Source organism: Citrobacter sp. Marseille-Q3906 (assembly GCF_916618775.1).
GTDB lineage: Bacteria > Pseudomonadota > Gammaproteobacteria > Enterobacterales > Enterobacteriaceae > Citrobacter > Citrobacter murliniae.
In genome coordinates this window covers 83,663-110,462 of record NZ_CAKAKA010000002.1, presented here as the reverse complement: position 1 = coordinate 110,462, position 26,800 = coordinate 83,663, and the positions used below count along the sequence as shown (strand labels likewise).

The 26,800-nt window shown below is 47.6% G+C and carries 30 protein-coding genes and 2 pseudogenes; 11 read left to right on the top strand and 21 right to left on the bottom strand.

The genetic code is table 11. The features are described from left to right. The first annotated feature begins 175 nt into the window (after positions 1-175). Both LG384_RS04855 and LG384_RS04850 read left to right on the top strand, forming a co-directional pair. Positions 176-1,027 carry an aldo/keto reductase gene (locus LG384_RS04855; RefSeq protein ID WP_048221994.1) on the top strand — a complete coding sequence of 284 codons (852 nt, stop codon included), beginning with the start codon at positions 176-178 and terminating at the stop codon, positions 1,025-1,027. Between the two features lie 26 nt (positions 1,028-1,053). After that, the gene (locus LG384_RS04850; protein ID WP_225760555.1) at positions 1,054-2,043 is read left to right on the top strand and encodes an aldo/keto reductase; all 990 of its coding nucleotides are present in this window, start codon (positions 1,054-1,056) and stop codon (positions 2,041-2,043) included. Between the two features lie 34 nt (positions 2,044-2,077). On the opposite strand, the gene LG384_RS04845 is transcribed toward LG384_RS04850, so the two are convergent. Beyond that, on the bottom strand, positions 2,078-2,971 hold the full coding sequence (locus LG384_RS04845) for a LysR family transcriptional regulator (protein ID WP_045440282.1): 894 nt from the start codon (positions 2,969-2,971) through the stop codon (positions 2,078-2,080). Positions 2,972-3,420: 449 nt separating this feature from the next. On the opposite strand from LG384_RS04845, the gene LG384_RS04840 reads away from it, so the two are divergent. Continuing rightward, positions 3,421-3,672, top strand: coding sequence for a DUF1471 domain-containing protein (locus LG384_RS04840; RefSeq protein WP_225760554.1), 252 nt, complete (start codon positions 3,421-3,423; stop codon positions 3,670-3,672). Positions 3,673-3,729: 57 nt separating this feature from the next. After that, positions 3,730-4,080 carry a helix-turn-helix domain-containing protein gene (locus LG384_RS04835; RefSeq protein ID WP_048221996.1) on the top strand — a complete coding sequence of 117 codons (351 nt, stop codon included), beginning with the start codon at positions 3,730-3,732 and terminating at the stop codon, positions 4,078-4,080. 471 nt (positions 4,081-4,551) lie between these two features. Here the strand turns inward: LG384_RS04835 and LG384_RS04830 are convergent, their stop codons facing one another. The 7 genes from LG384_RS04830 to LG384_RS04800 all read right to left on the bottom strand — a co-directional run bounded on the left by LG384_RS04830 (position 4,552) and on the right by LG384_RS04800 (position 9,145). Beyond that, positions 4,552-6,885 carry a primase-helicase zinc-binding domain-containing protein gene (locus LG384_RS04830; protein WP_225760553.1) on the bottom strand — a complete coding sequence of 778 codons (2,334 nt, stop codon included), beginning with the start codon at positions 6,883-6,885 and terminating at the stop codon, positions 4,552-4,554. A gap of 14 nt (positions 6,886-6,899) precedes the next feature. Then, positions 6,900-7,220: a DUF5375 domain-containing protein gene (locus LG384_RS04825; RefSeq protein ID WP_016151192.1), complete on the bottom strand. Its 321-nt coding sequence runs from the start codon at positions 7,218-7,220 to the stop codon at positions 6,900-6,902. Continuing rightward, a complete protein-coding gene (locus tag LG384_RS04820; RefSeq protein ID WP_370637035.1) occupies positions 7,217-7,477 on the bottom strand; it encodes a hypothetical protein in 261 nt (86 codons plus the stop codon). Before LG384_RS04820 ends, LG384_RS04825 begins: the two co-directional genes overlap by 4 nt. Before the next feature lie 71 nt (positions 7,478-7,548). After that, positions 7,549-7,998, bottom strand: coding sequence for a hypothetical protein (locus LG384_RS04815; protein ID WP_225760552.1), 450 nt, complete (start codon positions 7,996-7,998; stop codon positions 7,549-7,551). Beyond that, positions 7,991-8,290, bottom strand: a complete 300-nt coding sequence (locus LG384_RS04810) for a Derepression protein (protein WP_096879244.1) — start codon at positions 8,288-8,290, stop codon at positions 7,991-7,993. The genes LG384_RS04815 and LG384_RS04810 overlap by 8 nt, the downstream gene beginning before the upstream one ends. Then, positions 8,283-8,882 carry a host cell division inhibitor Icd-like protein gene (locus LG384_RS04805; RefSeq protein WP_225760551.1) on the bottom strand — a complete coding sequence of 200 codons (600 nt, stop codon included), beginning with the start codon at positions 8,880-8,882 and terminating at the stop codon, positions 8,283-8,285. The genes LG384_RS04810 and LG384_RS04805 overlap by 8 nt, the downstream gene beginning before the upstream one ends. Continuing rightward, positions 8,879-9,145, bottom strand: a complete 267-nt coding sequence (locus LG384_RS04800) for an AlpA family transcriptional regulator (RefSeq protein ID WP_225760550.1) — start codon at positions 9,143-9,145, stop codon at positions 8,879-8,881. Before LG384_RS04800 ends, LG384_RS04805 begins: the two co-directional genes overlap by 4 nt. A 552-nt stretch (positions 9,146-9,697) precedes the next feature. Here LG384_RS04800 and LG384_RS04795 point away from each other — a divergent pair. The 3 genes from LG384_RS04795 to LG384_RS04785 are packed head-to-tail and all read left to right on the top strand — an operon-like array spanning position 9,698 to position 11,359. Continuing rightward, positions 9,698-10,501: a capsid protein gene (locus LG384_RS04795; RefSeq protein WP_225760549.1), complete on the top strand. Its 804-nt coding sequence runs from the start codon at positions 9,698-9,700 to the stop codon at positions 10,499-10,501. After that, complete coding sequence (locus LG384_RS04790) at positions 10,498-10,740, top strand: ogr/Delta-like zinc finger family protein (protein WP_200051318.1); 243 nt, start codon at positions 10,498-10,500, stop codon at positions 10,738-10,740. The genes LG384_RS04795 and LG384_RS04790 overlap by 4 nt, the downstream gene beginning before the upstream one ends. 16 nt (positions 10,741-10,756) lie before the next feature. Then, positions 10,757-11,359, top strand: a complete 603-nt coding sequence (locus LG384_RS04785) for a phage polarity suppression protein (RefSeq protein WP_225760548.1) — start codon at positions 10,757-10,759, stop codon at positions 11,357-11,359. Between the two features lie 203 nt (positions 11,360-11,562). Here LG384_RS04785 and LG384_RS04780 read toward each other — a convergent pair whose 3' ends face one another. Next, the gene (locus LG384_RS04780; protein ID WP_169051174.1) at positions 11,563-14,289 is read right to left on the bottom strand and encodes an SIR2 family protein; all 2,727 of its coding nucleotides are present in this window, start codon (positions 14,287-14,289) and stop codon (positions 11,563-11,565) included. After that, positions 14,286-15,458 carry an integrase arm-type DNA-binding domain-containing protein gene (locus LG384_RS04775; protein WP_126855289.1) on the bottom strand — a complete coding sequence of 391 codons (1,173 nt, stop codon included), beginning with the start codon at positions 15,456-15,458 and terminating at the stop codon, positions 14,286-14,288. The genes LG384_RS04780 and LG384_RS04775 overlap by 4 nt, the downstream gene beginning before the upstream one ends. Before the next feature lie 381 nt (positions 15,459-15,839). Between LG384_RS04775 and LG384_RS04770 the strand changes: the two are divergent. Further along, positions 15,840-15,959, top strand: a pseudogene (locus LG384_RS04770) (DinI-like family protein); the annotation flags it as partial. Between the two features lie 128 nt (positions 15,960-16,087). Here LG384_RS04770 and LG384_RS04765 read toward each other — a convergent pair. Then, positions 16,088-16,639, bottom strand: coding sequence for a recombinase family protein (locus tag LG384_RS04765; protein ID WP_370637034.1), 552 nt, complete (start codon positions 16,637-16,639; stop codon positions 16,088-16,090). A 62-nt stretch (positions 16,640-16,701) separates the two neighbouring features. On the opposite strand from LG384_RS04765, the pseudogene LG384_RS04760 reads away from it, so the two are divergent. Both LG384_RS04760 and LG384_RS04755 read left to right on the top strand, forming a co-directional pair. Beyond that, positions 16,702-17,646: pseudogene (locus LG384_RS04760) on the top strand (hypothetical protein); the annotation flags it as partial. Positions 17,647-17,648: 2 nt separating this feature from the next. Further along, a complete protein-coding gene (locus tag LG384_RS04755) occupies positions 17,649-18,176 on the top strand; it encodes a tail fiber assembly protein (RefSeq protein ID WP_225760546.1) in 528 nt (175 codons plus the stop codon). On the opposite strand, the gene LG384_RS04750 is transcribed toward LG384_RS04755, so the two are convergent. The 6 genes from LG384_RS04750 to LG384_RS04725 are packed head-to-tail and all read right to left on the bottom strand — an operon-like array spanning position 18,148 to position 22,653. Further along, complete coding sequence (locus tag LG384_RS04750) at positions 18,148-18,573, bottom strand: tail fiber assembly protein (protein WP_225760545.1); 426 nt, start codon at positions 18,571-18,573, stop codon at positions 18,148-18,150. The two genes, LG384_RS04755 and LG384_RS04750, sit on opposite strands and share 29 nt — an antisense overlap. 3 nt (positions 18,574-18,576) lie before the next feature. Next, positions 18,577-19,842 carry a tail fiber protein gene (locus LG384_RS04745; RefSeq protein ID WP_225760544.1) on the bottom strand — a complete coding sequence of 422 codons (1,266 nt, stop codon included), beginning with the start codon at positions 19,840-19,842 and terminating at the stop codon, positions 18,577-18,579. Continuing rightward, positions 19,775-20,497, bottom strand: a complete 723-nt coding sequence (locus LG384_RS04740; RefSeq protein ID WP_032935556.1) for a DUF2612 domain-containing protein — start codon at positions 20,495-20,497, stop codon at positions 19,775-19,777. Before LG384_RS04740 ends, LG384_RS04745 begins: the two co-directional genes overlap by 68 nt. Continuing rightward, complete coding sequence (locus LG384_RS04735; protein WP_225760543.1) at positions 20,494-21,675, bottom strand: baseplate J/gp47 family protein; 1,182 nt, start codon at positions 21,673-21,675, stop codon at positions 20,494-20,496. The genes LG384_RS04740 and LG384_RS04735 overlap by 4 nt, the downstream gene beginning before the upstream one ends. Continuing rightward, on the bottom strand, positions 21,659-22,039 hold the full coding sequence (locus tag LG384_RS04730) for a hypothetical protein (RefSeq protein ID WP_225760542.1): 381 nt from the start codon (positions 22,037-22,039) through the stop codon (positions 21,659-21,661). The genes LG384_RS04735 and LG384_RS04730 overlap by 17 nt, the downstream gene beginning before the upstream one ends. Beyond that, complete coding sequence (locus LG384_RS04725; RefSeq protein ID WP_225760541.1) at positions 22,036-22,653, bottom strand: Gp138 family membrane-puncturing spike protein; 618 nt, start codon at positions 22,651-22,653, stop codon at positions 22,036-22,038. The genes LG384_RS04730 and LG384_RS04725 overlap by 4 nt, the downstream gene beginning before the upstream one ends. A gap of 21 nt (positions 22,654-22,674) precedes the next feature. Here LG384_RS04725 and LG384_RS04720 point away from each other — a divergent pair, with 21 nt between their 5' ends. Then, on the top strand, positions 22,675-23,037 hold the full coding sequence (locus LG384_RS04720) for a hypothetical protein (protein ID WP_116360029.1): 363 nt from the start codon (positions 22,675-22,677) through the stop codon (positions 23,035-23,037). Here the strand turns inward: LG384_RS04720 and LG384_RS04715 are convergent, their stop codons facing one another. Genes LG384_RS04715 through LG384_RS04700 form a run of 4 tightly spaced genes read right to left on the bottom strand, consistent with a single transcriptional unit; the run spans position 23,038 to position 26,700 of the window. Continuing rightward, the gene (locus LG384_RS04715; RefSeq protein ID WP_225760540.1) at positions 23,038-23,982 is read right to left on the bottom strand and encodes a hypothetical protein; all 945 of its coding nucleotides are present in this window, start codon (positions 23,980-23,982) and stop codon (positions 23,038-23,040) included. Next, entirely contained in the window at positions 23,982-24,317 is a 336-nt protein-coding gene (locus LG384_RS04710; protein WP_225760539.1) for a hypothetical protein, read from the bottom strand. The genes LG384_RS04715 and LG384_RS04710 overlap by 1 nt, the downstream gene beginning before the upstream one ends. After that, entirely contained in the window at positions 24,317-25,114 is a 798-nt protein-coding gene (locus tag LG384_RS04705; protein WP_225760538.1) for a phage baseplate protein, read from the bottom strand. The genes LG384_RS04710 and LG384_RS04705 overlap by 1 nt, the downstream gene beginning before the upstream one ends. Continuing rightward, positions 25,114-26,700 carry a hypothetical protein gene (locus LG384_RS04700; protein ID WP_032935529.1) on the bottom strand — a complete coding sequence of 529 codons (1,587 nt, stop codon included), beginning with the start codon at positions 26,698-26,700 and terminating at the stop codon, positions 25,114-25,116. The genes LG384_RS04705 and LG384_RS04700 overlap by 1 nt, the downstream gene beginning before the upstream one ends. Positions 26,701-26,800 lie beyond the last annotated feature (100 nt).

Here is a 26,800-nt window from a genome sequence, read left to right as displayed (position 1 = left end):
CTCACCATTAACAACACATATCGACAGAAGTGACTTCCGCTCCTGTACTAAGCCTATTGTCATATATCCACAAGATTAATGAACATATCTAATAAACCCTAGCTAATTACCCTATCTAATCGAATAAATCAGTTTGCGTTATGCTTTTCCCGGACAACAGCTGAGAGATAACGTCATGCAAACTGTAAAACTGAACAATGGTATCGAAATGCCCCTGCTGGGTTTTGGTGTGTTTCAGATGACGGATGCCGCCGAATGCGAGCGTGCCGTTATTGATGCAATCAATACGGGATACCGCCTGATCGATACCGCTGCTTCATACCAGAATGAAACCCAGGTTGGGAGCGCACTGAAACAGACCGGTGTCGCTCGTAGCGAGCTCTTTGTAACAACCAAGCTTTGGCTACAGGATACCAATTACGCAGGTGCTAAAGCTCAGTTTGAGCGTTCATTGAACCGGCTGCAACTGGACTACGTTGACCTGTACCTGATTCACCAGCCTTACGGTGATGTCCATGGTGCCTGGCGTGCCATGGAAGAACTGCAACAGGCAGGCAAAATTCGCGCCATTGGCGTCAGTAACTTCCATCCTGACAGACTGGCCGACCTTATCGCCTTCAACAGCGTTGTCCCCGCAGTAAACCAGATTGAAGTTAACCCCTTCAACCAGCAACTGCATGCCGTTGCCTGGATGCAAAGCCGTGGGATTCAACCGGAAGCCTGGGCTCCGTTTGCTGAAGGTAAAAATGGTCTGTTCCAGCATCCCGTATTAACGGCGATTGGTCATAAGTACGGCAAAAGCGTAGGCCAGGTTGTTCTGCGGTGGATCTTCCAGCGAGGCATCGTTTCGCTGGCTAAATCAGTACGAAAAGAACGTATGGAAGAGAACATCAACATTCTCGATTTTGAACTCACTACTGAGGATATGCTGCAGATTGCCGCCCTTGACACCGCAACCAGCGCATTCTTCTCACACCGCGATCCAGCAATGGTGGAATGGCTGACTGGCCGCAAACTTGATGTTTAAGCCGCGATAAAAGAGGTATTCATTAAATGCAAAAACGTTATCTGGGTAAATCCGGGTTAGAAGTGTCAGCGCTTGGGCTCGGTTGCATGGGACTCAGCCACGGCTACGGCCCGGCGACAGATACCCGTCAGGCTATCGAACTCATTCGCGCAGCGGTTGAACGTGGCGTTACTTTCTTCGACACCGCTGAAGTGTATGGTCCATTTCTGAATGAAGACGTTGTCGGCGAAGCCTTAAAACCCTTTCGCGACCGCGTGGTTATCGCAACTAAATTTGGTTTTACCTTTGGAGATAACAACAAGCAGCAGATTTTAAACAGCCGTCCAGAGCATATCCGTGAAGCTGTTGAAGGATCATTACGCCGTCTCAAGACAGACGTTATTGATTTGCTGTACCAGCACCGTGTCGATCCTGATGTTCCAATTGAAGATGTTGCCGGAACGGTAAAAGACCTGATAGCAGAAGGGAAGGTCAAACATTTCGGTCTGTCCGAAGCGGGAGCACAAACCATTCGCCGTGCGCATGCTGTACATCCTGTCACTGCCCTGCAAAGCGAATACTCCATGTGGTGGCGCGAGCCTGAACAGGAGATCCTGCCGTTGCTGGAGGAATTGGGCATTGGTTTTGTGCCATTCAGCCCATTAGGCAAAGGATTCCTGACAGGCTCGATTAAGTCAGGAACGACTTTTGGGAAGGATGATTACCGCAGCACCGTGCCGCGCTTCGCCGAGCAAGCGATTGAAGCCAATGAAAAGCTGGTCTATTTATTGGGTGATCTGGCTGCCGAGAAAGGTGTAACGTCTGCGCAAATCGCGTTGGCATGGTTACTGGCACAAAAACCGTGGATTGTTCCTATTCCGGGTACAACCAAACTGCACCGGTTGGAGGAAAACCTGGGGGCTGCTGACCTTATTCTTTCGCAGGATGATTTATTTCAGGTAACACAGGCGCTTGAAACAATCAAAATCGTCGGCGCGCGCTACTCACCTGAGCATCAGGCTCGTGTAGGCCGTTAAAACTTAAGCGGGTCCACCGTGAATTACGGACCCGCTATTCAGAGTACCGAAGCGCATCTATCATCAGCGCAAAAGCGGGTGGATGCTGTTTGCGGCTGGGATAATAAAGGTAATAACCGGGGAATGAAGGGCACCACTCCTGCAGAACCAGAATAAGTTCTCCTGACTTTATATAATCCTCAACCATATCCTCAGGAACACAAGCGATACCAAAACCAGATAAAACAGCATCGATCCTTTCTGCCAGTAGATTAAAGGTCACCTGCCCTTCAACTCTGACCCGTAACGGTTTCCCTTCCTTCTCGAACTCCCAGTGGTAAAGCCCACCGGCAGTCGGCAGACGCATATTGATGCAGCGATGATTTTGTAATTCGTGTGGTGTTTCGGGAGCAGGGTTAGCGGCGAAATATGACGGTGCGCCAACCACTGCCATCCGCATATCCGGTCCGATCCTCACAGCGACCATGTCTTTAGCCACGCTCTCGCCCAGACGAATTCCGGCATCAAAACGCCCTTCAACAATATCGACAAAACCATTATCAACAACCAGTTCGACATTGATTTCCGGGTATTCCCTGAGGAAAGGTTTTAGCTTCGGCCATACAAGACTTCGCGCAGCATGTTCCCCGGCGGATAAACGGATATTGCCGGAGGCAATACCGTTAAGTTGCACGAGCGATTCCAGCTCCTGCTCAAGATCGGCAATACGCGGTTCAAGACAGGCAATAATTCTCTCACCAGCTTCTGTGGGGGCAACGCTTCGGGTGGTTCGGGTTAAAAGGCGGATGTTTAACCTTTCCTCCAGCGCTTTTATCGCATGGCTAAGTGCTGACTGAGAAACACCAAGTTTGCCAGCGGCTTTGGTAAAACTTCTCTCCCTTGCTACCACAAGAAAGATTTGCAGTTCGTTGAAGTTTTCTCTAAGCATTGGCTATTTCCTTATTAAAGCATTCCCCCAAAGAGGACCATGATGGATGTTCACAGGCACCATCATTTTAGCCTCATTACTGACAATAGCGATAATTGATATTCTGTTCATACCAGAAATAAGTCTGTGTTATCAGAAGGTTTGTCATGAAAATACGCGTTACCGCGGCACCTAAAAATATTACTTTTCGTCATGAACACTACCATTAAATTGGCCCATCACCCCGTGACTTTTTTTAGATATGGACACCTCGCGGTAAAGAACCTGCGTGCATTATCAACAGAAAAACCTGTATTCAAAACAAGTTAACCATCTAAAAACCTGACAATTTTGTCATATGGCTGTCAGTTTTATGACAGCTTAGAACCGTATATTTATTTGTGAGAACCAGCAGGAATTCCTTCTGTTCTCAGGTCTGGTAAAAAATTTACTCAGAAGAGGTACGCAATATGAAAACACTATTTGTGACGATATTCCTCATCGGATTTATTTCAATGAATGTTGCATCTGCAGCCCAGCATATTAATCATACAGATGGTAAACAAAAGATTGGCGTAGTCTCGACCAGCAATGCCTATACACTTAATGATTTATCGAATGAGCTTTCTCGCAAGGCTGATGAACAAGGTGCAACATCATTCAAAATTCTGTCAATCACAGGGAACAATCGTTTGCACGGTGTTGCAGCAATTTATAAATAAATTATCAATATCCTGAGAAGGATGGTGTCATAAACCTTTCATAATGAGCGTCAACTTATGTTCAGAACAGAAGACATCATCGATGAGATAATCCAATGGATTGATTTAAACATACACAAACCGCTGAAGATCGAGGATGTTGCAACGCGAGCAGGATACTCGAAGTGGCATCTTCAGCGGGTTTTCATGCAGGTTAAAGACGTTAGTCTTGGTAAATATATTAGAGATAAAAAACTCAGACTTGCGGCCAGGGATCTTGTTGAAACCAATGAATCGATTATAGAAATCGCTTTTAAGTATGGTTTTGACTCTCAACAGACGTTCACAAGGGTGTTTTCAAATAATTATCGACTGTCACCTTTAAAATATAGAAAAATCAAAAGGATAAAAAAATCAAAAACTCCCTGATACATTTAAAATTTTAAACGCATTTAAAATGATGCAACCTACGATAGTGCCCCCACTTATGCCCCCCAACAATAACTTGATTCCGGTTGATAACAGCAGATAGATATGGGCCAGAAGCCACAACATACGGGCTTTGCGTTGATTTAGGTAGACCAGGGAAGAGTTTAAAATGGTGCGATAATAGGAACCAACAAACAGACATACTACACTGATTTTAAAAGAAAATTTATTATCGAAGAATAAAGCTATACACATCACTATACACATTGGCGGTAGCGTTCATTTTTCGCACAAGCAAAAACTACGAAAAAAACTTTTTTTACTCAAAACTGTTCACACTGTTCACTCGCCATTATTTGTCTTTATTTTCAATTAGATATAAGGTGAACAGTCCGTGAACAGTGAACACTTTACTGTTCACTTTCCTGGATTTCAGGTAGAAAAAGACCGGCTGATGCCGGTCCGGGTAGGTTATATCGCTGTGGTTTCATCGCACCGAGGCAGCCAGTCGGCGTTGCTTTCTTCCCTGAGCGCAAGGTTCGTCTGCATCCCCTGATTTGTTCGTCGCTTACCGTAATTCAGCCCGTACTCTTTCAGCATCGATGACAGCCCTTTGCCGAACATGGTCAGGCTGAGTGTGTTCTTGTAGCCGTGCGCCTCCATGTACACCAGATAGGCGTGATACAGATACAGGCGCGGCTGTCGCGGGATGATATTCGCATTCCCCATGTACATACCGTCAGGCTCGGGCAGTGCCTCCAGATAGCCACAAAAATCGAACGTCGGGTCAGCGTCGCGCTTGATGCTGAGTGCCTCGTCGGAGTTCTGCTGCGACTGCAGCAGTGTACGCGCGATCATCGGGTCGCTGAACGTCTGCATAAGCTGGCGCACGATGACGGCCAGCTCCCGGGCAATTTTATCTTTCAGTTTAGGGTCGCGTTCTTCCGGGGCTATCTGTTCCGGGAAGTGCATTATCACCCGGCGACGCGACACTCCGCCGCTGCGGTCAGTGAAGCGCATCGGGTTATTGTTCACGGCCAGTATCACCGCCGGAATATGGGTGGAGTACGCATCGCGGTATTTCGGGTCAACGGAGACCGCATCCCCGCCGGTAATGGCCTTGAGTCCTGCCCCGTCACCGCTCCATTTCTCCTGGTCAGGCAGACGTATCAGCGAGAAGCCAATCAGCGCCGCGCGCTCGCGGGGCGATTCCAGCGTCTCGATGGTCGCCGACGTGGCGTTATCTTCCCCGGCGAGCATGGTCGCTATTTCGGCCAGAATACTTTTCCCGCTACCGCCCGGACCGGTCACTTCGAGGAAGAGCTGCCAGTCGTAACGGTTCGCCAGCACCATAAACAGCGCGGCGAGTATCACGTCCCGTTTATCGGCACGCGAACCGGCGGCGCCGTCGAGCCAGCGCCAGAAATTCGGCGCGTGCGTCTCCAGCGTTTCCCCCTCCACCGGCGGGGTAAAATCCACATCACACAGCGTGCGCAGCCAGTGCGTTTTGCTGTGCGGGCTGAATATACCGCTTTTGGTATCAAGCACGCCGTTGCGAAAGCCAATCAGCCGCCGCGCCGGGGCGTCCTGCTGCGGAATAATCAGTTTCAGGGTGTCGACCACCGAGGCAATTTTCCCCGATGAGAACGGGGCGCGCAGACGCTGGAACAGCCCGGCCACGTCGCGCGCAAAGTCCGATGGCGGAATGATTTTCCATATTCCCGCCTCATAGCGGGACAGGAGCTGGCCGTTCGCATCCACCGCCAGCGCTTCGCCGTAATGCTCATGCACCCGCATCGCTTTCTCACTGGTGCTCATGGCGGTAAATTCCGCCTCGCTCATGGTGCTGAACGGGCTGTCAGCCGGTGGCCGGATGGCGTCATACATGGCTTTACGTGTGGCCTCCCCGCCGTGCTGTGTGTACGCATCATTCCAGTCACCGAACACCGGCGGCAGGGCGACCACGCCCTCACAGGCTTCTGCGGCCGCAGACGCTTTGGTCTGGCCGTCGCCGCTGAGGTCACGGTCAGCGGCCAGCACAATCTGGCAGGCCGGGTATTTGTGACGGGCAAGGCTCGCCAGAGAAAGGAGGTTCACCGACGACAGCGCCACCATGACGGTTTCCCCGGTCAGGTGATGCACGGTGAGCGCGGTCGCATAGCCCTCCGCTATCCACAGCCGTTTTCCCGCCTCTTTTTTTCCGTCGAGAATATGACATGCCCCTTTTACCTGACCGCCTTTCAGGGTGCGCTTGAGACCGTCTGCGTTAATGAGCTGGACGTTAACCAGTGCGCCGCTATCGTCATACAGCGGGACAACCACATCCCCGGCGCGGTACGTCACGCCGCCGGTTTTGTGCATGGCCGTCAGTACCGGACATTCCCGGCCGGGGAAGCCCTTGCGGGTGAGGTAGGCGTTGCCGGTGGCCGGTCGGGCTTTCTCCATCAGTTTTACGGCCAGCGCGGCCGCCGCTTTGCGGTCGGCCTCTGTTTCAGCGTCTGCGGCCGCAGTCACCGCCGGGGAAACCGGCGGCAGGTTGCCGGTCACGGCGTTCACCTTCCCGGCCGCCTCTGACGGGGTCACGCCGAACACTTTCTCAACCAGTTTCAGGCCGTCTCCCGCGCCGCACTGATTACAGAACCACGTCCCGCGTCCCTCTTTATCGTCAAAGCGAAAGCGGTCGGAGCCGCCACACACCGGACAGGCCTGATGCCGGTTTTTGATGACCGTTACCCCCAGCGCCGGGAGAATGCGCGGCCAGTGGCCGCACGCCTGTTTTACGGTGTCCGTTACGTTCATTTTCATCGTTATTTTCTCCCTCAGTGCAGTGCCGGTGCGGTGATATGACGGGCGCAGAGTTCATCCATCACGGCCAGCCCGAGAAAGGACAGCGACGGCGCGGCTTTCAGTGGACCGGCTTCCATTAAATCTTCGAGCAGGGCACAGGCAATCTGGCGGCCTTTTTCCTCGCCGTGCTGGCGCAGGTAGAAGCCCTCCAGCTCGGCGGCAATGGCGCTTTCCAGCGTACTGAGTGTGAGCTGCGGGTAGCGGTGCTGACGTTCGCACAGGGTCAGCCAGGCACAGGCGACCGCGCGGCGGTAAAGTGCAGCGCGCAGAACGGGAGATAGTGCGGTTTTCATACACAGCCCTCCCCGGTCAGCCAGCGCTGATTACAGCGGTCGACCACGCCGTCGAGCCGGGCAGTCATGAGGTAAATCACCGAGGTGAGCTGTAGCTGCTGCGCCGGGTTGTGGCGCAAAGAGGTGCAGCCCTGCACCTGCATCAGGTCGCCGACGAGCTGGCCGACGTTGCGAAGATGTTCGAGGCATTCAAGGTCTGCCCGGCTGATGGTGGGCTGGTTTATATTCTGCGGCCGTTCCGTACTGTTAACAGGCATTATTTCGTCTCCTGAGGACGTGCGTATCCCTGCGCAGATACGCACATTTAATATTCGTTATCGTTTTTTAATTACAGATAATGGCGGTAGCTGTTATCCGGTTTTATTTCCGTTTCCGGCCTGAAATTATTCCGCCATTTATGCGCCACCGGCGCCGGGCGTTTAACCGGGGGAATATCGTCAGGATAGTTATCGATATTCCGCGCCCGGTATTGCTGTAATGCCGGGTCGGCCGCTATTTCGCGTAATACGGCATGGCGGTTGTCAGGGTTGCGCTTAAATACATCGGGATGCGCACAGGTAAAGTCCCGCAAAAAACGACTGAGCGGAATTTCTGCCATACGGCCACCGGCAATAATACGAATGAGGATGGTGTAAGTGCGCCGGTACGGATTCCAGACCAGCCCCGGACAGCGGTACGGCATATCCCACGGAATCCCGTCGGCCAGCACGCCCGACACCACCACATCAGGAAATCCTGTACAGCGATATATTTCACCCGGCTGAGGGAAATCAAACATGGTGCTCACCTCCGTTTCCCGACGTCGTGGCGAGAAAGTCACGGCACAGGCCTTTGGCCTTGAGTTCTTCGAGCACATGGCTGATGTCTTCATGCACATAACTCAGGATTTGCGGGGTATAAAGCTGGCTGAGTCCGTTGATTTCATGGCGTCGTAAATCACTGCCGAAATACTGCAGGGTTTCACAGGCACGGTTGAGTTTATGGAATGATTCGAGGCTCAGGTGTTCACTGATGGCGTTGAGGTCATCACGACGCGCTGAGACGGTCTGAGGGGTGTTTTTATTATGCATGTGACACCTCCACAACCGGCAGACGGGCGGCAAGGGAAAGCACGTATTCGCGGACAAGGGTACGGCGGGCGGCCAGCTCGTCACCGGCAACGGTGCGGAGCATACAGATACGGGGTTTACGGTCTGCGCGACGGACGGCGGCAAACACAAAGACAAACTGCGGGTGTGACGGGGTGAGGGTCGTAGCCATAAGGCAACCTCCTTCGAGTAGCAAATTATTGCTATCGCCGGAGTTTCCACGCTCAGTGGCGATAGCCCAGACGGGGGTGGAAATACCGGCCTCGAAGAATACCGGCCAGCCCGAGGGCTGCCCCGCCTGAGCTACCATTGACATGACAGCATGATATGCGATTGCGGACAGGAGACACAAAGTGACGTCTGCACGACGATCCGCACACCACGCCATTATCTGGCGCTCTGTGGCGTTAGTTGCGACACAAAAAAAGACGCATGGCGCGTCTGGTGTCGCCTTCGAGTTGCTCGGGTTTCCACGCCCGGCTGTCGATTTTGCGACAGCGACAAAACTGTACCAGGAAACACACAACGGATGCAAGCCAGAAAAAGGGGCTTTGTGAAGGTTGCTCTGATTCATGCGTCGTATTTCCGGTTGCGGTGCGCGACACGTTCTTCCATCCACGCCGTGATTTCAGACTGTAGCCAGGCGACATTTTTACCCCCGAGGGAAACCTGCGCCGGGAAAGCATTGCGGGCAATTAAATCGTAGAGCGTGGATCGGGACAGGCCGCACTGATGAATGACTTCCGGGAGACGTAAAAAACGTTCCTGAATCGGGGCTGAAACCGGCATCGGGTGCGTGCCAGTGGGGGAAGATGGTACTGATGAAACTGTGTGCATAACGCTACCTCGTTAATATCCGCAGAGATCCGGACGTGTCCGTCCGGTATCAGGTAGCGCTCTATTTTGTGAATATTTTGGTCTGATGCAACAAGCGAATTTTGTATGAGGCATGGCACAAACTGTCTGAATTTTGAGCAGCAAAACTTCAAATCGCTTTAAATGACTTTAAGTGGCTTCAGGTGGAAATCAGAATTTATCTTTGATTAGTTTCACCTATGGTTATTACGAAATTAACAGGAATTAACATAGTCATAAGGTAATGCTCAATTGCTATAGCGTGAACAGTAGTGAACAGTTGGTGAACACTTCCCTCTCAACTGTTCACCCTTTAATTCATTGTTTTACTTATATTTTTATATTGAGTGAACAGTAGTGAATAGTTATTAGTAAAAAAACAAACAGAGAGAGGGGTTTTCCTGCGACCTTTCTCTGGCCAGCCGGGTTTTTAAATCCTGTTTGTGCCATGTCTGCTACAACGGCAATGAATCGAGTTGTTGTCTGAGGGACGGCAGAATGGCGTCAGGTTGAAAACACAGAGAGAACCCGACGATGAAACCAGATTTGTTTACCGCAGTAATGAAAACCATCGGCAGCACGCAGGATGAGAAAATCCGCACGGCCATTGACAGCGCACTGGATACCCTTAACGAGAAAGCAAACCAGAACGCAGAGGCCACGATAAATAACGCTCTTGATGTGTTCAGCAAGGCCAAATCCGCGCACACGGAAAACATGCTGAAACTGAATGATATTGATGCCGCCATTACCCGCAGCGAGAAAGAGCGTCAGAACGCCCTGAATGAAAGTGCTGAAGCCGAACAGAACTGGCGTACCCGTTTTCGTGAACTGCGCGGCATGATGACCCCGGAACTGAAAACCGAACACAGTCAGCGAGTGGCCGGTCGGGAGCTGGCGGAGGAATTCACAGCCCTGATTGATGAACTCAACGATGATAAAGCCAGTACCATGCTGTCCGCCTGTACATCAGGAAAAGAATACGTCAGCGCCCATTCAGAGGCGCTTTCTGCCCATGCCCGGAATGAGTGGTCGGCGGTCATGAAAGAGATTCCCCCGGCACTGGTACGCGCTTTTGCGTTACGCCTGCGTGAGCTCGAAATTAAGGGAGAAGAACACCCTCACAACGTTCTCATTCAGGAGCTGGGTGAGAATGTACTGGCGCAAAGCAGGTTCTACACATTCAACATGGCGCAGGAGCCGGTAATTTCAATAATTGGGCTTCACCGTCCGGCTCTTACCGGCGTGGACATGAAACTCTATAAAAGCCCTGCTCTCAGAATGGCGCGGGCTAAAGAGCTGGCGCAGAAGAAAAAATCACAGGGGGTTAAGCCATGATGCGCTGCCCGTACTGCAAACAGGCTGCCCATGTCCGAACCAGCCGCTACCTGTCGGATAACGTCAAACAGAGCTACCTCCAGTGCGTGAATGTCTTTTGTTCCACGACCTTTCGCACCATCGAGTCTATCGACGAGGTGATACGGCCACCGGCAGAAGAAAAGCCCGAACCGCCGCAGACAGTACCAGAAACACCGCCCCGAATTCTGGACTGCGCCCGCTCATCGCTGCGCCACTGATTCAGGAGAAAAGAGAATGGCACGAGCACTACTGGAACAGGCCTTTGAAACCTGTCAGAAGAATAAATCGGACTGGATGAGCAGCAAGTCAGCACTGGCGCGGGCTGAAATGGCGCTGAAAGAGCTGGAGCTGACCTGTACCCGTTATGAACCGGAGGCTGCACAGGCGCTGCGGGATGATATTGACCTGAAAATATGGGCGGTAAATCAGTCGGCCGGGCAGTACATCCGGTCACATGAAGCCGTGCAGCGTATCAGCGTCCGTCGTCAGCTCCACGCCTTTATGCAGGTAAGCGGCGACGCGCTGGCCACCGCACTGGCACCGGAATTAATGCATCTCAGCGAACAACCTGACATCGTCAGAGAACGGGCTCTCGACCGGGCGGCCGCCAGTGTTCGCGAAGCGCTGTCCGTCCATGTAACCCGCGGAGGAAATATTGATTACGCAGAGGAAGATCGCGACATTCTGACAACCATCGGTTTCCGGCCTGACAGAGCATCGAGAGACGACAACCGGGCAAAATATACGCCTGAACAGAGTCAGATTTTCATGCGCAGACAGGCCGCGCAGACCCGCAAAAATCCGCATAAAACGCCCCGAAAATACCCGTCTTTTTAATAAAAATAGCCATGCATGCCTACGCTGCATGGCTTTGCATGCAAAAAACTGAATTTTCCACACCCCGCCGCACCAGCACTGGTGCGACCTGAGTGCCTTCACGCACCTGCATTAAAAGTGCCCCACGAAGCGGGCAGGCGTGGCGGGGAGAGCATTGCGCGCTAGCATTAAGAAAGAATTTAATTTTCTCTTTTTAATGCTTGTTATGAGATCTCAAATTTCTTAGTAATACTCTCTATTTTACTAAGAGCAGGTAAATAATCTTTCATGCCTTTTTTCTCGACCAAGAACCTCAAAACATCCTCATATGCAAGAGCTTCTGTTGAATATTTATACTTACTAAATTGTCCCATTGAATTTTCAGCATCTTTGGCAAGTGATGAATCAGCCGGTGCGATCCCAGATGCCATTAAAAATAATCCAAGCCGTAATTTTTTATTAGGATTCAGTTTTGACAATGGAATTGATTTAACATATTCAACAAGTATATTTTTTACTGGAGCGTTAGCAATCAAATGTAACTCATATATAATAGTTTCTACAGAGCGAGCTTTATCATCATCTTTCATGTTTGATAATTGCATCACTAATGCTTTTGCCATATCTTTATCTTTATACGTTATTTTTAATTCTTTAGCGACCAAGAAAATATTTTGAACTCCTTTTGTTATAAACGCTATTCTTTCGGAGCCATTTATTCTCCCCTCAGCTAATTTAGCAACTATCAATATAACCACTTCTTCTACGAAATCCTTATTATATTCTAATAGCAGTCTATTAAAACCTAAAGTAATGAAATCGTCTATAGCCTCAATTAGCTGGATAGAGTTAGCATTGTGGCTTAGCAACTTAATAACCATGTCGTAAACAATGCTTTTATGGTTTTCAATTTCTTTTGAATTCGAAATTAAAAACAACAGCTTAACAATATAATCATCACTCTTACTGTAAAATTTATTGTCGGTAATATACGACTCTGTTAAATTTATAAAAACACGATCTACTAACCATCGAGCATCATCATCACATACATCTAATGACAAGTAGCTCCTGTTTCTGATATTTTTAAAGTATTCACGTAGTTTTTTGATTTCAATATACTTTATGCAAGAAAACAACTCTTCCTTTTTCAAAGTTATTCTATCTTCTTTCTTTTGCTTAGTGATAATTATCTGGATAAATTTATTAATGGCATATCGAAACTCTTTATATACGTCAATCAAGAATCCATTCTTCATTACAAAATTAACTAAATTCATATGCAAAAATTCAGGTTTAAATTCCTCTGAATCCCAAGAGAACAAGCTATTACTATTTTTCCTATCCTTAGCTTTTACCAGAAGTGAGTCAATAGTATAATTAAAATTGAAGAGATAATTGAAATTAACTAACTCTAAAACCATCGACACTGAACGCCTTATTTTTCTAGGAAATCCTTCAAAAATCTCAAGAATATTATTCGACTCGATTTCATTATATTTATCATTCGTCGAAAAACCATATTTCAACTGATGCAGGATAACATTTTGATTAAAGAGGGTAAGCAGAAGTGAAGCATAATTTTTAAGTTTTAGATCATAAGATATAAGATCTTCTGATGCCATGTATGCTAATTCATTGTGTCCATTTTGATAGAATACATATGGATCAATGCGGTCATATGTAAGGTTAATTGATGACCTGCCTTTTCTAGTATAATCAAATTCCTTTTCATAGTTAAAATCAAAATGAATATTATTCAATTCACTATCATTGCCCTCACTAAACACTACAGCATTTTCTTTCTTTTCATCTATAATTATCCCACTTATATCTGCCTTTTTTAATATATTAAAAATAGGTTCTAACTTATTAGTAATGGATTTATTTTCTTTTTCGTCATTGTTTTTTACAACCATCACAAATTGTGAGTAAATACTTCTCAAACTTTCATTAAAATCAATCGTTACTTCTTTAGTATAAAAATACAAAAATGCGCGAGGTTTACCATCCGTGTTGGTGTAAATCAAACCACAATTAGTCAAACTTTTGATCACCTGCTCTGCAAGTATTCCCTCAAGTGTATTTAGGGGCAACAATCTATTATGAACTTGCTTAATTATATTATTAGGCGAAACATTGGAGATATTTTTGTTTTTAATTAACAGCAAAAAATTATATAACTGACTGGTATAGTAATTATTGAAATGATCTACCGCAGATTTATCATCTAATACTATGGTTGTAATCCCATGACTTAGCAAATATTTAGATTGAGCAGGATCTGCTTTGAAAACCACTAAGAACATTGGTGGCCTAACATTTGAATGATTCTGTGTCCACTTGATAATTTGCTTAATATCAAAATCATTATAAGAGTACCCAAGAAACAAGACGGTATGTGTAGATAAAATGCTCTTAATATAATTTGAAACTAATGGGAAGTTAAATTCGTAGTTTATATAGTCATCTTCTTTGAAAACGATGTTATGATTTGAGAAATCTCCGTGCATTTTAATTAATTTTTTATCTAAACTAGATTTCATTAGATCTTTATCACTTGCGACTAAACCATAAATATAAGCATTATCACGAATAACACTTTCAAGTATACAATCCCAATTTGTTGTTATGACGACATGAGGGTTAACTTCAAAAATCAGCTTATGTATTTTTGAAGGAGGTATATCTGAAGGAAAAAATGACTTTATTTTTTTATAATACAAGTGTTCCCCGAACTCTAAGAAATATAATTGCGCAACTTTTAAGTAGTCAACTTCATAATCAATATTTAACTCTGTTTTTAACTCTTCAATTAGATCGCCCCAGCTGGGTAATTTAATTATTTCGTTTTCAGACGATTTTGAAACGCCAGCACCAACAAATATTGCAAGTGAATCTTCATCAACAGCATTTAAGATAGTATCAATGTGTTTATTGTTTATGCTCATTTTACATTCCATAAATAGTCGGAATACCATTGCAACATATTTGCACGCCTCTCAATATATAAAGCGTGGTTGTATGTTCCACGTATACTATTCTTATCAACGTGCGCTAGTTGGGTTTCAATCCATACTGAATCAAAACCTTTTTCATGTAACAACGTGGACATCATATGTCTAAATCCATGTCCTGTTAGCTTTCCATCATAACCTAAGCGTTTGATAGTTTGGTTAATGCTTGCTTCACTCATAGGTTTGTTCGGATCGTTCCGTCCTGGAAAAACATAACGATAGTTCCCTGACATGATCTTGAGTTCATTGAGTAAATCTAACGCTTGAGTCGACAATGGTACAAGGTGCGCCCTACGCATTTTCATCCTTTCAGCAGGAATTTCCCAAATAGCGTTATCTAGATCAAATTCCGACCATAATGCAGCACGTAATTCAATGGTTCTTACGCCTGTAATCATCAGTAATTTCGTAGCTATCTGGACAAGCTTACTTCCGGTGTAACCATCCAAAGCACGCAGGAAATCTGGTATCTCATCAGCTTTAAGGAACGGGAAGTGATTTGACTGGTGTACATCGAGGGCGCTTGAAAGATCCGCAGCAGGGTTGAACTCTGCCCTTCCAGTAGCAATGGCATAGCGGAAAACTTCTGAGCATCGCTGCCGAACTTTGCGCATTTTTTCTAATGCACCGCGCTTTTCAATTTTTCGTAGCACGTTAAGCAGTTCTAGCGGTTTGATTTCGCCTATTGGTCTCGTACCCACGTAAGGAAAAATATCGTTCTGAAAAGCTTCCATGATGTCAGAGGCATATCCTTCCGACCATTTAGCAGACTTCATTTGGTGCCACTCTGTGGCTATCTTTTCAAACGCGCTCTCGGACTCCGTTTGCAAAGCAATTTTCTGCTCTTTTCTAACCTCACTCGGATTTTTTCCTTCCGCGACCAGTTTTCGGGCATCGTCACGACGGGAACGCGCATCGGCAAGTGTTATGGTTGGATAAACACCAAGGGAGATCATTTTGGGTTTACCGGCAAAACGATAACGGAACCGCCAGCTCTTGCTTCCATTAGGTTCAATAAGCAAAGACAGCCCTTGCCCATCTCCAAGTGTATAGGCTTTAGCTTCAGGCTTAGCGCGGCGAATCTGCATATCGTTTAAAGGCATGTGTATAGGAATCCAGACCGAACAGGAACATATACACAATCCTATACACATTCAGTACCGGATTCTACTGGATGGTTACGGACTACTATGGACTTAAAAGAAGAAAAAACGTTATAAATCAGACGATTTACGGACTAATACGGACGTTTGAGGAAGTTGAGATGGTGCCGATAATAGGAGTCGAACCTACGACCTTCGCATTACGAATTAGTAGAATCATATATAACTAGCTGTTTTACATGCATATTGCCGCATTCACAAAGAGCAACTCAATGGCACGTGATGTAAGAAAATGCATGGTGTTTTACAGTGTGCGACACAAAAATGGCACACTTGTCGCCCATTGCTAAATCCTCCTACCAGAAGCACACAAATCCTTGCAAACCGATGATGACACTGCCGGCGATCAACACTGACGCCAGCAAGCATGAGAAAGAACAGATAAGCCGAACGGTGCAGGAAATGTTTGAAGAGGCTGATATGTGGCTGGTTTCAGATTAAACGCCTTGAACCGTCATATTGCTTAAGTACAATCCGCCGTGACTGGCAATCATTCAATATTTGTTCTATCGAACGTTCGCCAGTTCGCCGCCGCCCGTTCTTGCATACGACGACGCGGTGGCGTCTTCTCAACATCGCGCCGGAAATTTTTTGTATAGCGTTGACACCCCGATATCATAAATTATAGCCACACGTTTTCTTGACTCCCCTGCTGCAATCAACCTTCCAGCCTGCGCCCACTGCTCATCCGTTAACTTAGGTCTCCGCCCCCCTATTCGTCCTTTTGCCCTTGCTACTGCTAACCCCGCCCGAGTTCTCTCAATAATGTTTTCTCTTTCCATCTCAGCAGCAGCACTCAACATCGTATATGCAAAACGACCAATTGATGTGCTGATTCTTATCCCTTCAGTGATTGAGATAAACTCAATATTGTTTGAACGGAAATACCGTAGCAAATCCACAAGATGGATTAGAGAACGACCTAACCTATCTAACTTCCAGACAACAACGGTGTCCCCAGGGCGTAACTTCTTCATCATCTTGTCCAGGCCGGGTCTTTTCGATTTCGCACCGGATATTTTATCCTCAAATATCTGGTCACAATCTAACCTGTTAAGCGCTTCAAGTTGTAATTCGAGGTTTTGGTCAATTGTTGACACGCGTACATAGCCAATAAGCATGATAAATCCCTTCGCTAAAAGCTGGGATCATGCCATCTGTACCTGAAATATTCATTTTCGCAAACGTTGGTTTAAAAGAAGCGCTTTTAAAAGGCGACGGGCGATTCCTTGCGGGAACGTTTGTCAGTGACGCAATTGACCGAACATCAATCGGTGCGCGTGCGGCTACGGGCTGTCAGTTCATGCGCGCACATCAGGCACCTGATGCACCAGACCAGGTAAGTTACTGGCAGGTAATCAGCCTTAGTGAGGTCGTAAGTCCGACCTCCGTTGTGGATGTGCTGGCTATCTCTGGTCATGAAGTATTGTTTGGTCATGGCACCGGTGCGGGAATTACTTCGTGGCGCCATGTGGCGATGCTGGAAGGCGCTGCCTTTACTGGTGATATTTCTGCTCCAAATATGCGTGGCGATACCCTTGTTACGGTTGGAGATGGTTCTGGGGGGATGGCTACAGGTGGCGTTGATGGTGCAGGTTTTAATGGTAACAACCTGAACATTAAGTCATGGAATGGTATCGGATTTCAGAACTCAGCAGACCTGGCTATCCGGGCATATATCAGCACCCGACTCGGTGTTATCGCTGCAGCTGAAAATTTGCAGGCTGGAAGTGCGATATTCAACAAAAATGGCGATGTTTACGGCGATATATGGGGCGGTGGCAGCGGACCTGGTTGGCTGAGTGCATTTATGGCCGCTAAGCCTGGCCGTCAGTACATCACTCAGATCGGCGTTTATCAGAATGACAAAACAAAGCCATTTATGCTTCATGACGATGGCTCTGGTGTATTCCTTGCTACAACTGACATGCTAAGTGGGTATGTTCAATCAATTCGATTTGGTGCCACTGAGCAGGGAAACGTATATCGTTCGCCCGGATTTGCAGACCAGTTAGGTTACGTCATTACAGGTGTTGAGAATGGAGACTCGAACGATACACCAGACAGAATTCAGCGACGCTTGTTACAGCTAAAAGTGAATGGTCAGTGGTATACGGTGGGGGCATAAAAATGAGACATTTTAAAAATTTCACTAAAACAACAGAATTAACCCCTGTTCAGCAGGAATTATCAGAGAACTGCAGCATCCAGTTTATCCAGGATGAATCAGGTGTTGACTGGTATGTGTTACAGAAGTTATTCCAGCCCGATACACTGAAAATCCAGTATGACAAAACAGGGCTGATTATTGCTGCGGATAAAGATGCGACTAAGCTATTTCCGCTGAATTGCTCTGTTGTGGAATTCGCTGATACTGATATTCCTGATGGTTTCCAGCCTGGTAATTTTACCTACAGCAACGGCACTATCACACCTGTTCAGATTGACTATGTTGCTTTAGCGGCAGCAGAACGCGACAGGCGTATGGCGCCGGTCACGGCAAAAATCAATCAGCTTATGGAAGCGCAGGATGATGGTGATATTACTGATGCCGAGCTGGCCGAACTCACCGCATTGCGTGAAATCCGAACCAGGCTGCGGCGGCTTGATTTGACGAAAGCGCCAGATATTAACTGGCCTGTTCCTCTGGAGGCGTAGGCCATACGGGTTTTTCTGTATCAACGCGCATCAGCAAAACCCGGTACTTTTTCCACTCAGTTAACGCGGAGGTTTCTTCTGCCGTCGCCATCTCCATATCAACGGAATCCTGTAACGTTGAGATCATTGTGTTTGCTTCCTGCATCAGGCTTTGTTTCTTTGTGTCAGCCTGTTGTTGTAACTCTTTTTCCGTAGGGGCAGGCCTTTCTGCCAGAACCGGATAGCCATTATTCCCGGCGACGATAACCATTCCAGTCTGCTGGCCAGAAAGTAATGACCGATAATAATTATCGGTTACAGGAATAGCATCATCTGGCCAGCCTTTCCCCGCTTCATAGATTTTTATATCATCAGCGAAATAAAAACCTGATTCTTTTGCGCTGTAATAATAATTCATTAGCTACCTCCCCAACGCCTTAAACGCAACCGGATACGGGCCAATGCCGCCACCGTTATTCTTTGAGCTTGCAACAAACTGACTATTACTTATCGGATACCCAAATGCGTTATCCACACCACTTCCCTGAGCGTTGGTATTGGTAACCAGAACGACAAAACATTGATTGGGAAATGCGCGTGGGAAATTGTACGTTCCGTTCGCCTGGTCAATCAGCCCCCACTGTGTAATCAGTCCGGTGGATTCATCACGATGCCAGCCGTTTGTATCCAGGCTCGCCGTATTTTTTCTGTTAAACGTATTATCTAAGTACGCTTTTAAGCCGACTCCAGCCCCCCACGCACTGCCCTGAAGATTTCCCGTCTGGTCAAGCCAGGCATTACCACTGCGAACATTGCCGTCAGCTTTTAAATCTCCTCTCAGCCCAATTTCTCCCGTTCGCGTATTGAAATAAATACGTGTGGTGCCGTCATAAGTACACGTCAGGCCGATACCATTCCACGAACCAATTTCAACATTATTACCGCCAAACCCCGCATCATCAGCGGCGGTATGCCTGATGAAATGTGTCAGGCCGCCAAGAAGCAATGCGCCATTTACCAGACTCGCATTGCCAATAATCTTAAATTCAGTGTTAGTGAGTTCAGCGATTTTCTGACTGTTCGCATAAACACCAATAACCCCGTCTGACTCAAACACAAAACCACTATCTGAATCACCGATATTGATTGCAGGTTTTGAACCATCAAACACTCCTGTTCCCAGCGCACCAATGCTGACGCGTTTTGACGGATTCAGTGTTTCTCTCAAACCAAGGTTTGCGAGACCGTTTTTTGACGTTAATACAGGAGTCCATTTTGCTGATGGCGGCTGGCTACCAATATTTGCATTTTGTAAGGACTGATAAGATTCACCGTTATGTGTGCAGATCGAACCGATATGATATTCCTGTTCTGCATGCCACTCTGGAACCCCCATTTGGTGCTGATACGCAATGAACTGACTCATTGCATACATTGCCGCATTGAAGTCCTCAAGAGAGGGGTGTTCGGAAGCGCCAACAATGCCCCATCCGCGAAGAAAAGATGCCGTGATCTGCGAGGTCAGGTCATCCGCCTGATTTGTTCCACCAAACACGGTTCTTTCCATTCCCTGTGCATCAGAGGCAAAAGCCCGAACATTTCCCTGATATCGTGCAATCTTAGACATGGATTTTCCTCGAAAAAAAACCGCCCTGGTAGGCGGTATTAAACTTGCTGGCGAATCCACTGGCCGAAGGGTTTCGCGAGAAACCGAAGGTCAGACCGGGAGTCACCTGATAAAAATAATCGTATCGAACGCCTGCAGGTTTTGGCAGCAGGCCAAGCTTCACAATCAAGCGTAACTCTTCAACTGATACCCGCGGCGAAACGTTCAGCGCAAGCGTCATGTCTTTTCTGTCGGTCACGTAAGCTTCGCCGTTGAATGCCGTCTGTATAACATCCTGCAGGCTGACTCGATCGTCTGACGCTATCGTTGCACCTGCGGCGTTTCGCGCAATTTTGACTCGGAGGAACCTGCGATACTCATTGTCAGCCAGTTGGTAGTCGCCATATGCAGGGGAAAACTTGCTGTAGAAAGGTGCTCCGACATACGCCGCATTAGATTTACTGTCGAAGCCTGCGGTATTCAGATTACCGTCAAACCCGAAAAATACACGGGCAATAACAGCAGGTACGCTGCGGGGAAGCCCAACTATCCGGCCAATCACATCGAGCCGATATCCGGTAACCCGGTCGAGATCAAAATTATCTGGGTTGCGAATAAAATCAGCGATGATTTGCCAGTGCCTGAGCATGGCTTGAATCTCTGACTTTGCTTTTTTCTTTTCCCAGTACTGCTTAATGAGCATTAGCGTGTAGCGGTTAATGATGTCGTCATTCACTGGAGCACCTCATTAACGTCTATATTTTCCACACTCAACGTGAACTTCCCCTGAAAGCCTGGTGATAACTCAGCATCGGTGTAATCGACTCCATTGCTGCTAATTTGCAAGTTAGTCAGCACAAAATTCACACGACCGACACCATAGCCATTCTCATAAAATTCGTTGGCATCCACAGACTCACCGATATGCATGGTGCGTGATACAAGTGATTTTTTGAGAGTATCGATATCTATCGGTTCGTTTTGAATTTTCCGGCGGGCAGTGAGTCTGATATGAAGCGGCTTGTAGATAGGCCGATCAAACTGGAGTTCATGGGCTATAAGAAGTGAAGTACCGTCAGGCCGAATCAGGGTTTCGGTGTAGCGCCCGGTTATGTTGCCTTTCGTTCCCGTTCCACCACCTTTTTGTTTGACCATGACCTCCACAATTTCTGAGATCGCACCGCCTTCTACGACAAGCCATATAGAATTCGCAGGAATACCCGTTGTTTGATCATCGATTTTCGTATCGTTCTCACCGATATTCAGATCAATTACGCCTGTCAGTTGAGCAACTTTAGCGAAAACCGCACCAGTGCTACCTGTTGCCGGGTTCTCAAGTGACCGGTTCCGGCGTTGCCTGAATTCTTCAGGCGTTTCCTCATCCCGACCGACCACGACCGCGGAATCAGAGATAATGCTCACAATCCCTGGTTCTGGTGTGAGTTGAGTGAAGGTATCGCTCACAAGTCCTGTAACCTTCCCAAAGTTTTGGGCAAAAAAGGTGGCTGTTGTGACGCCCGACGGAACGGTCACATCCTGTCGGATAACCCAGACCTGATTTGCCTGGTCCCGTATCTTGTACCCGCTATAGAGAAGTAACGGCCTGTCTGTTGTGACTTTAAGGTCACGTTGCGAACGTGACCCTGGGCGCAGGAAAAGACCGTGAAGTTTGGCAATAATCTGCTGCATATCACCAGTATTAAAATCAGGGTCCATTTGGGAATAAAGCCATTGCAGCGCGGCTTCAATATCCGCTCGCGCCTGAGCTTCGATTGCCACCCGTTGACCGTCAGGTGACTCCTGGTCTAAATCGATATCTTGCCCATAGATCTCTTTATAGCCATCACTCAGCATCTGAAACAAATCTCTGAGTGAATTTATCTCCAGACCGTTATCATTAAACTGTAGTGCCATTCTTCAACGCTCCGCTGACAGGAAAAGTGATCGTCTGCTCGTCATAGACGGTCTCAATGCTGAGTTCGATTTTTTGTGACCGGGTGGCCTTATTGATCTCCATCGCCAGGGCGGTAATGCGCATAACCCCATCCGTCGCCAGCGTCACACGCTCTATCTCCCGCAAAATCTCCTGTTCGGTGTTTTTTTCTGATAGCAGGTAAAGCCAGTTGATGTTGTCATCCATGTTGAGAGGGTTATCGTTTTTGAACGAGCGGATACGGCATTTGGCTTTCTGCGCAATAGCGGCACCGCCAGTAATATAATTCGCCCTCCCGCGCCCAAATCCCCAGTCGTCATTTTTATCCAGTGCTGAAACAATCATGTGATCCCCGTGACAATACCGTTTGTAATTGTGATTGTTTTCCCATCATCGCTTTGAAATGAACCAGACACTCCAGACTTACCGCCTGTCTTTACCTGGGAATATTGAAGTACATTCAGAACATCGCATTCTTCCAGGGTCGTCTTGCCCTCTTTCTGGGTAATATTCCCTGTGAGGTTTAAATCACCCTCATGGTCAGTATCCCCCTTCATCATCCGGTTCTTCTTTGGAATAGCGATCGCGGTAGCCTGTGGATTAACCCCACACAGAGCAAAGCCATCTGAATAATCGTGCATGCGCATTTCAAGTGGTGAAACGAAGTCGCTGCCAGCATACCAGGCGTCATAGCAACGCTCAGAGATAAGGATGAGGCAATAGTCACCAGCTGAAATTGGTTCGGCGATATAACTCTCACCACCTTGCAAAATTACCGGGGGTACTTCGATGAACTCAGGTAGCTGCTTGCTGTTTCCTTTCACAACCCGATTGATAACGGGGACGCAACTGATTGTTTTGTCATTTACAGACGTTATTTTTGCGACAACAATGGTGTGAACATCGGCCAGAGCGAATTCAACACCCAGGCCGATAGTGTCGTGAAGTTCTTCAACCATATCTTTTCTCTGGGATGAATTATGAAAAAATTGATTTGCATTGCTGGATTGTTATTTGCCACAGCATCTATCGCTGGACCTTACGCAGAAATTGCGAAATCTAAGTTTGAAAGCGCCATGCTCGAAGCACTTCAGGCAACTAATGCTAATCAGAAAAAAATAAATGAAGGCATGTCTCAGTTACCAGCCATGGAAAAGCAAATGAGAGGGGTAGTTCGTGAAGGCTTAAAAGAAAAAAAGTCATGTTCTAAGATAAAGCGAGACTTTATCAAGGAACAAAAACAAATGATGGAAAAGGAAGATTGGCCGGATCAAGACTTTGTCGAGTCATTTCTTTCTGCGGGTGGTGATTATGTCGCAACTATTTGCCTCGATATGAAATAGTCACTTAATTACCCTGTAACTCCCTGCTGGCTGACAGACGACCTTCTGATACCAAGCCGCCCCGTTATTCTGCCCACTGGTTTCAATCTGGTATATCTTATAAACCCCGTTTAACGCGGGGTTCGTCACGCTTTCAACTGCGCAAAGCCCACCGATCACCAGCATAGGATTCAGTTTCGTATCGAATACTATTTGCCCTTTCGATGACTTGGCTAAGGTGCTCGAATCGGTGTCTTTTTTGCCACCCGGATCGGTATCAGGTTCATTGGTTGGCGTTTTCCCCTTCTTCCCGCCGTCATCCTGTGCGCTGATTTTGGTTGACTGAGGCGTATTTAGCAGACCGCTTCGCGCATTCACGACCGGAATGTTACCCGATGTAACCTCATTAGCCTTGAGGATGTGGACGCGCTCATCTTTGATGAAAAATGACTCGTCAGGCGCAAGGGTATCGGTAAGAATCTTACTGGAGCTACCTACCAGAACCTTCGGTCTGATGAGTGCTTGTTGCTTCGTCACAGAGCCTTTCTTCGTGTTCGGCATGTCCTGCAAGACAGAATCGACGACCTGTTCTTTCCCGCGCACCGTGCGCGATGTGAAGGCGTTGATATAGTCGTGGCCACCGTCTTCACATTCCAGGCTGACGATGTGGATCGCACCCTCACGCTTTACTGCCCCACTTTTAACTGAACCCTGAAACACCTGACGCAGCTTGCCGTCGTAACCAACCTCCAGCCTTACTGGGATGTACTTCTCTTCATCTTCAGACTTGAGCAACTGCAGACGCGTGGAGGGCTTTAAACTGTTGATGGATACACTCAACTTACCCAGAGACTTTTTACTTACCGATTCAAGCGCTTTGAATGAAATAGTTATCGGTGGCTGAATAATCACAGCCTGGTTTCCGATCCCAACCGTCAGACGATAGTCACGATAAAAAGTTTCCATTACGGTACGTCTCCCCCGCGAATTTCAATCATTTCTTCCGGTGTGAGAATATAAAGATTACAGCGCCCGGTAAGAAAATCATCAGCACGATACGGATCAATGCCGGCGTTATCTGTAGCAAGCACCGCAATATCAAAAGGCCAGTTTTTGTGACGAAAATGTAGCGTTCCCAGCGAAAGCTTTACGCCATCGATGTAATCGCCATTGTACTCCACGCGCATCTTCCACATTTCAACTGTGGGCAGGTAACGAAGGGTAACTACAGCCTCACCACGGTCAAAAATCAAGACATGCCGCTGAATAGGCTCATCTGTAACATTAGTTATTTGATCCATCAGTTTTTACCAAAGATTGCATCTTTAAATGAATAAGCTACAGATTTCGATTGGCCGCTTTTTTTTGAATTATCTGCCGGAGTCTGCGCCCCCTTATTCGCAACGCCCGCTGTTTTTGATTTAGCAGCTGCCGACGGCGATTTGAAGTGCTGTTCTATCGGTGCGGTAGTCAGTTGCGTGAAGGTGATTTTTGTAAAACTGGCCTCAAACTTAGTTTCCATAGTCTGATTGTCGGTGCTGATGATCAGGCCGCTTAATGCCATATTTTCATGGGTGCGATAATCCACCTCCACGGAAATAAGCTGCTTGCCGTAGTACACCCCCTCAATGAAGTCGAGAAATTGCTCACGTATCCCTTTTGCGCCACCAGTAGACGGATTGCCCACCAGCCCGAAAAGATCAGCACCTTTATCAGCCAGGCGCTTTGCCTTTAAGACGGCCTGCTCTGCACGGTTGGCAATCTCATTCATTTTCTGCAACTGTTGCTGCGTCTTTGCGGGGATATACTCCAGCACCTCGCCGTACTTCGAATAATCGGGCATCAGACTAAAAGAAGAGTTTGGTTTCGCATCGACATAGATATCGGCCACAACACCGCTGATTTTTATCGTCAGAGGGCCATTGATGATATCGTCAGACGCGTTACTGCCGTCCTCCAGCACGTCTACAGGAACCTGAGATGGGTATTCAGTAGCGTCGCTCACTCGGGCAAACATTGAGAACCCGCCGATCCCTACCTTTTTAACAGTATCTTTGCCAGAAGATTGCGCTTGCATGAGCCCATCTAGAATCCCCATTACCGACCTCCTCTGCCACTCAACCGGTTGGCATCCTTCATGTTTTGTTGCAGGCTATCTGCCGCAGTATTCCCGGCGACAACTGGATCGGATGTGTTGATGTGAATCGTGTTCTGCTGGCTGACGCTTGAATTGCTTGTCACGCCACCACCAGCGATCCCCACCGCAGCATTCATGCCATAAGGGATACCATCTGGACTCATGCCGCCGTTACCGCCGCCGGTTACCCCCTGCTGCTGTTCATCCTCACCGAACCCGAAGAATGACTTTGTCGCATTCCAGGCATTTGAAGCAGCATTGCTGATCGTGTTTTTAATGGTCTCACCGAGGTTTGCGAACAATCCCATCACCCACTGCATAAATTCATCAAACGGCTTTCTGAGCAGAGCGACACTTTCAGTGAAAGATTTCACGACATCATCCCATGCCCCCTGAAAATCACCTGTGACCAGCTTACTCAGCGCACTAAAGAGCAGTTTGATATTCTCAATACCCTGTTTGAATACATCGATGATGTAATCGACCACCACAATGACCGCGTCTTTAATCGCCAGCAAACCGGGGACGATATCGATCCCCCATGTGTCTTTAAAGAATTCAGCAATAACGCTCTGGCCGCCTTCCATAGCCGTTAACAGGTCATCTATGACGAGGATAACGCCCAGGATTGCTGCAGTGATAAGGACTACTGGAGACATCAGCACACCCATTGCCGTTGCAAGCCCGCCAGTGACAAGCCACCAGGCAGAGAAAGCGATAGTGATAGCAGCGACAATCGGCAGGAAGCGGCGGATCATACCCATAACGGAGAAGATAATTTCCCCAAGATGAGCCAGCCCGTTCTTAATGAGATCCTTGTTAGCAATGAGAAAGTCTGTAAACCCATCCACTAGGTCTTTCAGCACCGGCACAAATCCGACGGCAACCTGAAATTTGATACCATCAAATCCTTTCCCTAGCGTGGTGAGAGAATCGTTATATGCAGCGAACTGATCTGCCTGGTCTTGCGTGACAACACCAAGCGCCTCAGCCTTGTTCTGCAACGAAGATATTTCTTCGCCAGTCATGGATAACAACTGAACCATGGAACGGTCGATACCCATCTTATCCAGAACGGAAAACTTCTCTGCCTGGCTCATGCCGTGCAGCTTGTCGGCCAGTTCACGAAATATCGCATCGGAGTTTTTTACCTGCCCGTTCATATCCTTGAACTGAAGTCCCAGTCTTTCCGCAACGTCTTTAGCTTCCCCCTCTCCGGTAGAAACGAACTCCCCCACTCGTTTTGTCATCTCACCAAGCGAAGCCTGCAACGCATCAACACTTGAGCCATTTACGGACGCCGCATAGCCCAGTGTCTGAATGGTCTCGATTGCTACGCCCGTTTCCCGGGAGAACTGGACCAGCGGATCAATAGACTGACTGATAGACGTCACCCAGCCAGCAACCCCTGCTGCCGAACCAGCGATAGCAGCCCCAAGACCGGTAAGCAGACCAATAGACGCTTTCAGATTCGCATTGAAGGTTTCCTGCGGCGCCAGATCACCGATAAAGCCGAATTTGGTAATAAGCTCGTTAACTATCGCCATTCCGGGCTTTCTCCATCTCGTAGTGTTGAATGTCTGCGCTGATATTCTCGAACTCAAGCATGTCAAACAGCTCTGGTGTGTCTAATTTAACAAGTTCGTG